This window comes from Phaeodactylibacter luteus (assembly GCF_007993045.1).
In the GTDB taxonomy this organism is placed as follows: Bacteria; Bacteroidota; Bacteroidia; order Chitinophagales; family Saprospiraceae; genus Phaeodactylibacter; species Phaeodactylibacter luteus.
Genome location: NZ_VOOR01000082.1, coordinates 1 through 12444 on the forward strand (window position 1 = coordinate 1; position 12444 = coordinate 12444).

Annotated in this window: 9 protein-coding genes; 7 read left to right on the forward strand and 2 right to left on the reverse strand. The window is 52.7% G+C overall.

The annotated features are described in order from the left end of the window. The 6 genes from FRY97_RS20830 to FRY97_RS20855 form a co-directional block, all read left to right on the forward strand. A partial coding sequence (locus FRY97_RS20830; protein ID WP_170254808.1) for a glycoside hydrolase family 30 beta sandwich domain-containing protein occupies positions 1-415 on the forward strand: 415 nt, incomplete at its 5' end. A gap of 40 nt (positions 416-455) precedes the next feature. Further along, entirely contained in the window at positions 456-2837 is a 2382-nt protein-coding gene (locus FRY97_RS20835) for an MFS transporter (protein WP_147169557.1), read from the forward strand. A gap of 5 nt (positions 2838-2842) precedes the next feature. Beyond that, positions 2843-3757 (forward strand): glycoside hydrolase family 17 protein, encoded by a 915-nt coding sequence (locus FRY97_RS20840; RefSeq protein ID WP_147169558.1) that lies wholly within the window; start codon positions 2843-2845, stop codon positions 3755-3757. Position 3758: 1 nt separating this feature from the next. Then, positions 3759-4718 carry a glycoside hydrolase family 2 TIM barrel-domain containing protein gene (locus FRY97_RS20845; protein WP_147169559.1) on the forward strand — a complete coding sequence of 320 codons (960 nt, stop codon included), beginning with the start codon at positions 3759-3761 and terminating at the stop codon, positions 4716-4718. A gap of 38 nt (positions 4719-4756) precedes the next feature. Beyond that, positions 4757-6610, forward strand: a complete 1854-nt coding sequence (locus FRY97_RS20850) for a T9SS type A sorting domain-containing protein (protein WP_147169560.1) — start codon at positions 4757-4759, stop codon at positions 6608-6610. 286 nt (positions 6611-6896) lie between these two features. Further along, entirely contained in the window at positions 6897-9512 is a 2616-nt protein-coding gene (locus FRY97_RS20855) for a ligand-binding sensor domain-containing protein (protein ID WP_147169561.1), read from the forward strand. A 518-nt stretch (positions 9513-10030) separates the two neighbouring features. On the opposite strand, the gene FRY97_RS20860 is transcribed toward FRY97_RS20855, so the two are convergent. Further along, positions 10031-10348: a DUF3467 domain-containing protein gene (locus FRY97_RS20860; protein ID WP_147169562.1), complete on the reverse strand. Its 318-nt coding sequence runs from the start codon at positions 10346-10348 to the stop codon at positions 10031-10033. A 386-nt stretch (positions 10349-10734) separates the two neighbouring features. Here FRY97_RS20860 and FRY97_RS20865 point away from each other — a divergent pair, with 386 nt between their 5' ends. Continuing rightward, positions 10735-11523: a class I SAM-dependent methyltransferase gene (locus tag FRY97_RS20865; protein WP_147169563.1), complete on the forward strand. Its 789-nt coding sequence runs from the start codon at positions 10735-10737 to the stop codon at positions 11521-11523. Positions 11524-11710: 187 nt separating this feature from the next. On the opposite strand, the gene FRY97_RS20870 is transcribed toward FRY97_RS20865, so the two are convergent. Further along, positions 11711-12444 (reverse strand): T9SS type A sorting domain-containing protein (locus tag FRY97_RS20870; protein WP_147169564.1); only part of this gene is annotated, 734 nt, incomplete at its 5' end.

The following is a 12444-nucleotide window of genomic DNA, read 5'->3' on the forward strand; positions in this document are numbered from 1 at the left end:
ACCTGTCTACCGTTATGCGCGCGACATCATAGGCTGCCTGAACAGCCACGTAGATGGGTGGGTGGACTGGAATATGGTGCTAGACCGGCAGGGCGGCCCGAACTGGGCCAAAAACTGGTGTGTCGCCCCGGTCATAGCGGACCCGGAGCAGGACGAGGTGTACTTCACGCCTTTGTATTATACCCTGTCCCATTTTAGCCGGTTCATCCGGCCGGGCAGTGTGCGCATTGGGCTGGAGCTGGAGGATGAGAGCTTGCGTGCTACGGCCGTGGAGAACCCGGATGGCAGTATAGCGGTCGTGCTCTTCAACCCCGGGGCCGAAGCGCGCAGCCTGGAGCTTGCCCACAATGGCCAGATGGCCACCGTCACGATATCGGCCCAGGCCATTCAGACTATTATCATCCCCAAGGCTTGAACAGCCGGGCTTCGTCCAATTTTAAACAAAAAGAGCAATTATGTCAGCGAGTAGTACCACCAGCAAAGTCCCCTTCGGCCAGAAAGTGGCGTTCGGGCTCGGCATGCTAGCCAACCAAATGTTCCCGGCAGCACTAGGCATATTTATGGTCGTATTGGTTCAGGACCTTGGTTTCCCAGGCTGGATGTGGAGCGCGATTTACTTCTTCCCGAGGATTTTTGACTCTATTACCGACCCGATCATGGGTTTTATCTCTGATAACACCCGTTCCAAGTGGGGCCGCCGCAGGCAGTACGTTTTTCTTGGGGCCATCATCATGGGGATCGCTTTCGTGACGATGTGGCAGCTTTACCGGGAAGACGGAGTGGAGTACAACTTTTATTACTTCATGCTTTGGTCCTTTGTCTTCTATCTTGGCCTAACCATTTTTAGTGTGCCTTACGTAGCAATGGGCTATGAAATGAGCGATGACTTTCACGAGCGGACCAACATTATGGCCACTGCACAGTGGATCGGGCAGTGGGCCTGGGTCATTGCCCCATGGTTTTGGGTCATCATGTACGACCCCGAATGGTTCCCGAACGCGGATACGGCTACTCGCTCCCTCGCTGTTTGGGTTGGGGTGAGTTGTGCAGTTTTAGCGATGATACCTGCCATTTTCATCAAGAGCGAATCGACAAAAGAGGACGAAAGCCTAGCCCCGCTGACCATCAAAACTATAGGCGGCAGCCTGATGCAGATTGTTGATGGCTTTAAACAAGCCTTCGAATCTGTCCCTTTCCGGAAACTTTGTATTTCCACCTTTTTGATTTTCAATGCTTTCAATACCGTTGCAGCCTTTTCGTTTTTCATTGTGGTCTACCACCTTTTCAATGGGGATGCCGCTGCGGCAGGCATCTGGCCAACCTTGTTCGGCAGCCTCGGTGCTTTGGTAACAACCTTCCTCGTCATTCCTATTGTAGCTTGGATGTCTCGCAAAATGGGCAAAAAACGGGCCTTCCTCGTATCACAGGGCATCTCTGTATTCGGCTACGTGCTGCTTTGGTTCCTGTTCATCCCGGGCAAGCCATATATGTTCATATTTGCCCTTCCATTTTTCTCATTTGGCATCGGCAGCCTGTTTACCCTGATGATGTCTATGACAGCAGACGTTTGCGACTTGGACGAGCTCAATACGGGCAAGCGTAGGGAGGGGATTTTTGGGGCCATATACTGGTGGATGGTCAAATTCGGGTTTGCCATAGCTGGCGGCCTGAGCGGCCTGATCATATCCTATGTAGGGCTGGACCCCAACGCTGCTACTCAGCCGGACGGTGCGGTCACTGGCCTTCGGCTTTTCTTCTCGGGCGTACCAATGCTGGGTACCCTGATCGCTATGTTTGTCATGCGCAATTACGATCTGGACGAAGCCCGCGCGCAGGAGATTCAGGCAGAGCTTGCCCGGCGAAAGGCACAAAAGCCATCTGGACAGGCAGGTGTTGAGCTTAGCATTGCCGGTCTTTCCCGTCAGGAGATTTTACAAAAGTACCCTCATTTTTATCATACAGCTGCAGACTTTGCCGCAATGGATAAGACAGGGCTGCGCCAAGCTTTCAAGGAACAGTTGGGCCGCGGTATGCACGGTATCGCTTTCAGTGCTTATACAGAAGGGCAAAACCCTAGAGACCAAATCACGGAGGAACAGATCCGCCGGAGGCTCGAGGTGGTCCGGCCATATACAAGCTGGGTGCGCACCTTCTCCTGTACCAATGGGCATGAGCTAATACCAAGTATTGCTAAAGAGCTAGGATTGAAAACCATGGTAGGTGCCTGGATCAGCAATGATCTGCAGCAGAATGAAAAAGAATTGGAATCCCTCGCCGCACTGTTGGAGCAGGGGCATGTGGACCTTGCTGCGGTAGGCAACGAGGTGTTGTACCGTGGCGAGCTTTCTGAAGAAGCGATCTGCGGTTACATCAGCAGGGTAAAAGCCCAGGCCGGGCAAGTACCTGTTGCCTACGTCGACGCATACTACGAATTTGTTAACCGGCCTGCACTTACTGCCGCCTGCGATGTCCTCCCAATCAATTGTTACCCGTTTTGGGAAGGGGCGGATATTGGCACTGCGAGTTTGCATCTACAGGAAATGTACCGTATGGTCACAGCTGTGGCGGGCGGGAAAACGGTGTTGGTAGCTGAAACCGGCTGGCCAAGTATGGGCCCGCCTGTTGGCGCGGCAGAGCCTTCCGAAGCCAACTACATCCGCTACTTCCTGGAATCTCAGATGTGGGCTGCTCAGCAGAACACAGGCTGTTTCCATTTTTCTTCCTTTGATGAGTCCTGGAAAATCCACGCAGAGGGCTGGGCAGGCACCTCTTGGGGCATCTGGGATGTAAACGAGAACCTCAAATTTACCGCTGTTGATGTGGTACAAAATTCTTGAAGCCTATGTCATACCGAAAAGAACGAGAACTGACGGCGGAACAGCTGAGCCGGCTTTCGGAGCACAACGCCCTGCTGTATTCTTATGGAGAAAACGGGGAAGACCTGCACAACCTCTTCATGGAAATTTTGCAGAATGGGATACACGGGCTGTGCTTCAGTTTGTATGAAGAAGGGCAGCAACCTGGCGATATCATCCCGGAGGCTCAGATCCGAAGGCGTATGGAGATCATCAGGCCCTACACTCAGTGGGTACGCTCTTTTTCCTGTATAGAGGGGAATGAGCTTATCCCAAAGGTAGCCCGTGATATGGGCATGAAAACTTTGGTAGGGGCTTGGCTGGGCCACGACCGCGACAAAAATGAACAGGAGATTGCAGCCCTGATCCAAATGGCCCAAGATGGGCTGGTGGATATTGCGGCTGTGGGCAATGAGGTGCTGTACCGAAAAGACTTGGAGGAGGAAGAGCTGCTGCAGCACATCCAAACGGTAAAAGCAGCGTTGCCCAATGTGCCTGTAGGGTATGTGGACGCTTACTACGAATTTTCCATCCGGCCAGCTATTACAGCCGCATGTGACGTTATCCTCGCCAACTGCTACCCATATTGGGAAGGCACAGGCTTTGACCATGCATTGGTCCACATGCAGCATATGTACCATCAGGCCCGGCAGGCCGGTGGCGGCAAGCGGGTAATCATCACCGAGACCGGCTGGCCGAGTCAGGGGGAAGCAACTGGCAGTGCTGTGCCTTCTCACTCGAATGCCATGAAGTACTTTATCAATACTCAGCTCTGGGCAATGGATGAGAACGTGGAAACTTTTTACTTCTCTTCTTTCGACGAGTCTTGGAAGGTAAGCGCAGAGGGAGAAGTCGGGGCGTATTGGGGGCTTTGGGACAAAGCAGGACAATTAAAATTCTGATATGGACGCTTACGAACAACTCGGCTTGCCGAAAGGCAGAGCCATCTGTTATTCCGGGTTTCGTCAGGGGCAGCACCCTGGCGGGCAGTACCCAAGCTATGAAGAGGTCAGAGAGGACTTATTGCTGCTGCAGGGGCACTGGAAATACCTGCGCCTGTTCGATTGTGATGCGCACGCAGAGACGGTACTCAAGGTCATTGCAGAGGAAGGGCTTGATTTCCAAGTGATGCAGAGCGCTTACATCGAAGCCGAAATGAACAACTTCAACTGCCCTTGGGGCGGGGGCGTCTATTCCGAGGAAAAGCTGGAGGCCAACAAGGAAGGAAATCAGGCCAAAATAGAGCGCCTTATCGCTTGGGCCAACCGCTATCCAGATCTCATTTTCTCGCTCTCCGTTGGCAATGAAGCTTGTGTCGACTGGACCGACCACTATGTGCCTCAGCACCGGGTAGCGGGGTATGCCGAGCAGGTCAAAGCAGGCGCCAAACAACCGGTCACCTTCTGTGAAAACTATGTGCCCTGGCTCATCAAGCTGGATAAACTGGCTGCTGTCGTAGACTTCATCTCTATCCACACCTACCCGGTGTGGGAGTACAAGCACATCAATGAAGCGCTAGACTATACCAAGGAGAACTATTATGCTGTAGCAGGCAAATTCCCAGATAAGCCGGTGGTCATCACAGAAGCAGGATGGGCAACCAAAGCCAATGGGCGCGGGATCAACCCCGAAAATGTCAGTGAGGCTTACCAAAAAATTTACTTCGAGCAGCTTATGGCATGGGTAGAGCAGGAAAATATTTTTACTTTCTTTTTCGAAGCCTTTGATGAGGACTGGAAGGGCTCCGCTGAGCCCCTTGAGCCAGAAAAGCATTGGGGCCTGTTCTATATCGACCGTACCCCAAAACCGGCTGTTCAGCATTTGATTTCACCTCAGCCCAACCCGGCCAGATCGGTCAGGTAGCGGGCGAGCTTTTTAAAACACAACAATAATTATAAATTATGAAAAAGTTTACTTTCATGCTCCTCTTGCTCAGCGCATTTGCGAGCTATGCCCAAAACGGGCCTATCACATTTGAACCAGGAGAGCCAGGTGCGGACTGGACCTGGAATGTTTTTGAAAATGATGCCAACCCTCCGCTCGAGGTTATTGCCAACCCAGATCCTACCGGGGCTAACACTTCAGCTACGGTCGCGCAGTTTACCGCCCTGCAGGCTGGACAGCCTTTCGCCGGCGTAGAGTCTCAACAGACGGTCGACTTGGGCGCTTTTGAATGGAACGAGGACAACCGCACGGTGACCATCATGGTCTGGAAATCCGTCATCAGTGATGTCGGCATTAAGTTTGACACCCCAACCGGCTGGTCGCAGGGCGAAATCAAAGTGGCCAACACCGTGGTCAACCAATGGGAAGAGCTGACTTTCGACTTTTCCAGCTTTATCAACCCACCTGAAAGCGAGGGCATGCTCGACCGCATCATCATTTTCCCAGATTTTGACCTTGATGGGCGTACACAGGACAACGTCGTCTACTTTGACAACATCACTTTTGGCGAAGGCGGTGGCGGCAATCCTTCTACTGAGCCTATGGTGGCAGCACCTGCTCCAACACAGGACGAAGCAGACGTCATCTCCCTTTTCAGCGATGTGTATACGGATGTACCGGTCGACACTTGGCGTACAGACTGGTCTGCCGCCGTGTTGGAAGATGTCGAAATCCAAGGCAACCCCACTAAGAAGTACTCGAGCCTAGATTTCGTAGGCATAGAGACGGTGGCGAATCAGGTAGATGCTACGGGCATGACCCACATCCACCTCGATGTATGGTCCGCGGGCTTTACCTCTTTTAGTGTGAAGCTTGTAGACTTCGGAGCAGATGGCGCCTTTGGTGGAGGTGATGACACCGAACATCAGGTTGATTTTGCATCCCCCGCTCAAGGGCAGTGGCTAGGTATCGACATTCCGCTCGATGACTTTGTCGGGATGACCAGCCGTGCCAATATTGCACAGTATATCCTGGTGGCACAGCCTTCGGGAGCAGCTACAGTCTGGGTAGATAATATGTACTTCTACAACGGAGAGAACACCGGCCCTGCTGAGCCGATGACCGCAGCTCCAGACCCAATGGAAGATGCTGCCAATGTTATTTCCTTGTTCAGCGACACCTACACGGATGTCCCCGTGGATACTTGGCGTACCGACTGGTCGGCAGCTACCTTGGAGGACATTGAAATTGAGGGCAACCCTACTAAGAAGTACTCTGGCCTGGATTTCGTAGGCATAGAGACGGTGGCGAATCAGGTAGATGCTACGGGCATGACCCACATCCACCTCGACGTATGGTCGCCAGATTTTACTTTCTTTGGCGTGAAGCTCGTTGATTTTGGCGCGGACGGCGCTTTTGATGGCGGTGATGATACCGAGGATCAAATCAACTTTGAAATGCCAGGCCAGGGCGAATGGATAGGCATCGATATCCCGCTCGATGACTTTGCCGGTATGACCAGCCGTTCGAATATCGCACAGTACATCCTGGTAGCCCAGCCAACTGGTGCTGCCACGGTATACGTTGACAATGTTTATTTCTATAACGACCTTGGCTCAAGCACCTTGGATGAGGGCCTTGAAGCGAAAGGCGTTCGAGCATTCCCCAATCCAGTACGTTTGGGCGAGGCCGTTCAGCTGAGCGAGCAGCCTGTGGGGTATGAGGTGTTCGACTTGTCAGGGCGATTGGTGCTTTCTGCACAAGGCACGGCTACGGTGAATACTGCCCAGCTTAGCCAGCGTGGGGTTTATCTGCTGAAGGCCCGCCTTAAGGACGGCTCAGAGCAAGTACAACGGCTCATCGTACAGTAGCAGCGAAGCTTGGCCACAGCAGGCCTAATTCTGAAAAGGGTATAGCTTTGGGCAAAGCACACGGTTGGTAGCCGGACATTCAAAAAGCCCAAGGCTTTACCCTTTTGTTTTTGAGGCAAAAGACAGCTGAACCTTTACCATAATTCCTTGTCTGTAAAGGAGGATTCCCTAAAAACCTATTTCCGCCATAACTATGCGTAGCTTGCTGAGGCCCCTTTCTTTTTTGCTATGGAGTACATTCGGGTTTTGTCAGGTTGCTCTGGCAGAGCAGGCCCCTGTAAAAGGCATGCCTCCGCTCCGCAATTTTACACCTGCTGAGTACCAGCAGAGGGGCAAAATATGGTCGATAGATAGTGCCCCCAACGGCATGGCCTACATGGCCACGGATGGCGGTGTAGTAGAATATGATGGCCAGAACTGGCGGGCCTTCAAAGGCAGCGAGGGCTTTACCCGCTCCATAGTAGTGGCCAACGATTCTATGTTCTACACAGGCTCCGACCTTGATTTTGGCTTTTGGGAGCGCAACAAACAGTTTGGCTTTACCTATACCTCCCTTTACCCATACAAGGAGGTGGCACAGGAGGTCAGTGAGGAGTTTTGGCAGGTACATTTGCTCGACAGCACAGTAGTGTTTGCTTCTTCCCTGAACCTGTATGTCCTGCAGGATCAGCAGCTGGTAAAAATTAGTGCGCCAACGCGGTTTACTGGAAGTTACAAGACGGGCAGCACCATTTATTTTGCTGATGAAACAAAAGGGCTTTTCCGGTTTAACGGCTTCGACCTAGAGCTGGCCTTCTCTTATCCCAATGGGCAGGCACTTCAAGTCCGGGGCGTATACGAAACCCCTGAGGGGCTGCTCTTGGCAACCCGTGACCATGGTTTGTACCGCTCAGCCGACGGGCGCCTTGCCCCCCTTGGCAGCCCGCTTTCCCGCCTTCTGGCTGAGGCACAGGTTTTTACTTCCGAGCAATTGGATAACGGGCAAATCGCTTTCGGTACCATATTGCAGGGGGTGCTCATCAGCAATGAAAAGGGGGAGGTAGCCCACCGCATCAATAGGTACAAAGGGCTGCCTGGCAATACAGTTTTGGCTCTGCACTACAGCCCTTTAGGCAAACTTTGGATAGGGCTGGACTACGGGCTTTCTGTCCTTTCCCTTCGACAGCCTTACACGACCTTCTACGATTACCGGGGAGATTTTGGGACCGGCTGTGCAGCTGCTCTGCAGAACGGTTATTTCTATCTGGGCACCAATCAGGGGCTTTACCGGTCGGCCTGGGCAGGGCTGGACAACAGTCAGCCGTTTTTTGACTTTCAGCTGGTGCCTGGCACCACTGGGCAGGTTTGGGCCATACAAAAAGTAGGAGAGGAGGTGCTCATGGGGCACGATCGTGGGCTTTTTATTGTCCAAGGGGATGAGGCGGAGCAAATCAGCGAGGAAGCAGGCATTTGGACGATTTTGGAATTCAGGGAACTGTTGCTAACGGGCAGTTATAACGGCGTTGGTGTTTACCGGAAACAGGGAGGGCAGTGGCAATTTTGGAAAAAAATCCCTCTTCTTTCGGGCTCTTGCAATCAGCTGGTGCTGGAGGATGAACGGACCCTTTGGGCCAACATCCCCAACTTCGGCCTTGTCAGGGTGGTGCTCGATGAAGAGCTCTCCCCTGTAGACCGGCTGATCATTCCGGAATCCGATTTTAAAGGGGACAGCCCCGACCTGCAGCGCATAGACAGTGCCATTGTTTTGGCGACTACAGCAGCTTACTACCGTTTTGATCCTTCGCAGGGCACTTTCCTCCAAACAGCGGATAAAGGGCCAGGTGCTGATAGAAGCTTAGGGCAGCTGAGCACCGCTTCCCGCCCTTCAAAACTGCAGGAAGGCTATGTTTTTCATCCTATGTACAACGGTTTTGCCCTAGAACAAGCAAATGGTGAGCCCAAAAGTGGGCAGGCCCCTCTGCCGGTTATTTTCCGGGAGGCAGAAGCCTATAATAATGATGAACGGCGGCCGCTTTTAGGCAAAGGCGGAATGCCTTATGTGTTGAACAACTTTAGGGCGGAGTTCATCATGCCAAACACCGATGGGGCAATGTATCAGTACCGTTTGGGACGGAAAGGGGCTTGGAGCAATTGGTCCGCCGCTACTTCTGCCGAACTGCTTGATCTAAGCCCCGGCACTTACCGCTTTTTCGTCCGGGGGCAGAAAGACGGGCAGCTTACCCCTGCTGCTTCAATGACCTTCAGGGTCAGCCCGCCCTGGTACCGTACAGGGCTGGCCTATGCGGGGTATGTATTGCTGTTCGCCCTGCTGGCTTATGGGGTGGCTTTTTGGCGCAAGCGGTCGCTTCAGAAACAAGAGAAAGCCTTGCGGCAGCAAGAGCGGGAGTCCCTGCAAAAACAGGCAGACCTTCACGAACAGGAGCTCTTGCGCCTGGAGCAGGAACGCCTACAGAAAGAGTATGATGAGCTGAAGAAACAGTTGCGCACCAAGACCATCGAGCTGGCGAAAAAGGCTAGAGAAAACGAAGAAAAAGAGCGGTTGCTCCTTGCGCTGAAGGATGGGTACGAAGCGGCTCAGGAAAACCCGGCCCTCGCCAAACGGAAGTGGAAGGATATGGAGCGCTTGTTGGATTCTCATATCAAAGCAGAGGACAAAACCTTTGAAATCCAGATGGATGAGCTCCACCAGGCTTTCTTTAAAAGGCTGAAGGCCCGCTACCCGGACTTATCTAGTAACGACCTGCGCATGTGCGCATTCTTGCGGGCAGGGATCAGCTCCAAAGAAATTGCTGAGATATTCGGCATCAAGCCATCTAGTTTTTACATTAGCCGTTCGCGCTTGCGCAAAAAACTTGGGCTGGCCACAGAAGAGAACCTCTACGACTTCCTGAATGGGATTTAGAGCGTGTTGGGATTTTGGTCTTCTAATCAAAAAATTGTCCCGCTGTCTAGCGGGACAGACCGATTGCTAAAGCCCCAACACGCTCTTAAACAGGTAAGGCAGTGCGAAGCCCCTGTGTACCGTATACTCAGGAGCTGGGCGCAAACAAGATTGTCGTTTTTTTGCCCTGCCCCCTCCGTAAGGATAGGGGCCTGCCCCTGCCTGCGGGCAGGTGCCGCTATGCTCCGGGGCTCGCTGTCCGCTCGGCCCTATGGGGCTTACACCCCTTCGCAGCGCTAGGCCAATGCCAGGTTAGTGCCTTAAGCCATAAATCTCTGATACTTAAGTTGAAGTTATTTTCCGGCTAATCAAGGCGAAGGTTCGCGACTTTAGCCCGAGCTAAAGGAGCGGTTCTTTAACGAAGAGTAGGCGGAAAAGAACGAAACTTGGGGTGGCAAGGATTTATGGCTTGAGGCACTAGAGCCCGGAATTCATGAACGCCTGCGGCAATTTGGTTCACGCCCCAAGGGCTTCGTTTTTTAGGCCTGAGCTTTGGGCGTATTGAAGCTCATTGGGGGCATAGGTGGGTTGTTGCTCTCATCTATCGGCCCGTGCTGGGCTTCGAATTTGTGGATGTTCTCTGCTAATGCTTTCATGAGCCGCTTGGCATGCTGAGGGCTAATGATGATCCGCGATTTGACTTTAGCTTTTGGTACGTTGGGCACGAGGCGCACAAAGTCCATGACAAACTCTTGATTAGAGTGGGAAATGATGGCAAGATTGGAGTAGACGCCTTCGGCTACTTCTTCCGGCAATTCGATGTTAAGTTTATTGTTGTTCTGGTTTTGATCGGCCATGATGGTAGTTTTATGATGAATAATGTTGCATGCCTGTACGCTTAAGCGGGCGTCAATATCGCAAAAGAAGGACGTTCTCCCAAATAATTTCCCGGAAGCGGCACTATGAGTAGGTTCAGCGTGCTTTACTTTACGAAGCGGGCTTTCTTGCTCGTTTTTCATTTATGCTCACCTCTCGTGGCCGAGGGGGTATAACCTGCTGAACTCAAATTTGGTGGCTCAGCGAGAACTATAAATCTTTGGTTTTTTTTGACAAAACCGCTCCAAACAAGCACGAAATGGGAAAGCTAAGGGTTGTATGCCCAAAACCCCATAATCCTCAATAACAGCATAGCAGCCTTGCAAGTTGAGCGCTGCACGGATAAACCAATCAACCTCTTTTTCAGATGGACCCATTTGTTCAATCGAATTTAGCCCTTTGGGATGCCTGGGCTTCCTTTCACCCGGATACCGAAATGTACAACATGGAAGCTTTCCGGAACGGCACCTCTTCACTTACGCCTCTTGAGTGGGGCGCGCTCAAAGGAAGGGTGGAGGGCCGGTCTTTGCTCCATTTGCAGTGCCACTTTGGGCAGGATACCCTGTCGTTTGCGAGAGCAGGCGCTGTGGCAACAGGCGTAGACTTTTCGGCCGAGGCGATCCGCAAAGCCAAAGCACTGTCGGCGGAGCTGAACGTGCCTGCTGATTTCATTCAAGCGGAGGTCAGTACGCTGTCTTTGCCTGCAACTTTTGATTGGGTATTCACCTCCTATGGGGTCTTGACCTGGCTGCCTGATTTAATGCCTTGGGCTCAGGTAGTAAGCAGGCACCTTAAGCCTGGCGGTCGTTTTTACATTGCAGAGTTCCACCCTGCGATGATGATGTTCGAGTTTGAGACGGGGCGCTATGGGTACAGCTATTTCAATACTGGTAAGCCCTATGAAGAAGTAGTGTCCGGCTCCTATGCCGATACAGGCGAAGGAACGCTTAGAAAAGAGTGTACCTGGAGCCATAGCCTTGCGGAAATCATCCGGGCACTGATGGCTGCCGGCTTGGAGCTTAAGGACTTCAATGAGTTCCCTTTCAGCCCTTACAATTGTTTCCCTGAAATGGAGGAGGTGCAGCCTGGCCTGTTTCAGTGCAGACATGTGCCCGGTGCTCCCCATCTTTTTACCCTAGAGATGCAAAAGCCATAGTGGGGCAAGCCATAATGGCTAAGGTGTTTAAGCTTTTCGGGCTTTAGCCTGGCATTGGCCTAGCGCTGCGCAGGGGTGGTAAGCCCGATAGGGCCGAGCGGATAGCGAGCCCCGGAGCATAGCGGCACCTGCCCGTTGGGCAGGGGCAGGCCCCCTGCTCGCCTATTCGGGCGCAAACATGGCACGCTTAATAAATAACTGGCAGGGCGTGGACTTCAGTTGTTCCATTCCCAGCTGTGATTTTTAAGTAATAGATACCTGAAGGGAGGCCGTTAGTGGGCACTTCTGTCCGTGTATTCTGCAACCTTTCAGAATGCAGCAGCGCTCCGTCTGAACGGTATAGCCCCATAGTGCCTGCTGGCCCCTCAATGATAAAAGCTGCTCCTGAGCGCACAGGGGAAGGGTAAACCCGGAAGATGTCCTCGGCACGGCCCAATTGCTGAACAGCATTGACCAAGCTTGATGCGGTAAAGGAGCGAGGGGGGGATACCGGGCTACAAAAGCTATAGGCGTTATAGGCCGAAACACGCCAATAATAGGTCCGTTCTTCGGCCAGCCCTGTCAAGGTCAGGGTATTGGCAGCCGCGATATATTCGTCTCGGATGCCAAAGGTTGGGATGGGGCTGACCTCCACTACATAGTGAGTGGCGTTCGCGACAGCCTCCCATGCAAGTACGGTCTCTTCTACAGGCGTTATGTCGCCATCAATAGGGGCGAGCAGTTCTGGCGCTGCATTGGCTACCTCTTGCTGTGGGCTCGATTGGGAAATCCACTCTGGCTTTTCGTCAAAGAGGTTGGCCCGCATAGCGGCTATTTGGCCAGGAGTAAAGCGCGCTTGGCAGGCATCATCCGAATAGCCCATGATCAGGCTGCCGTCGCTGCGGAAAACTTCGCCATTGGGGTCTGTCTGCTCTACACTGC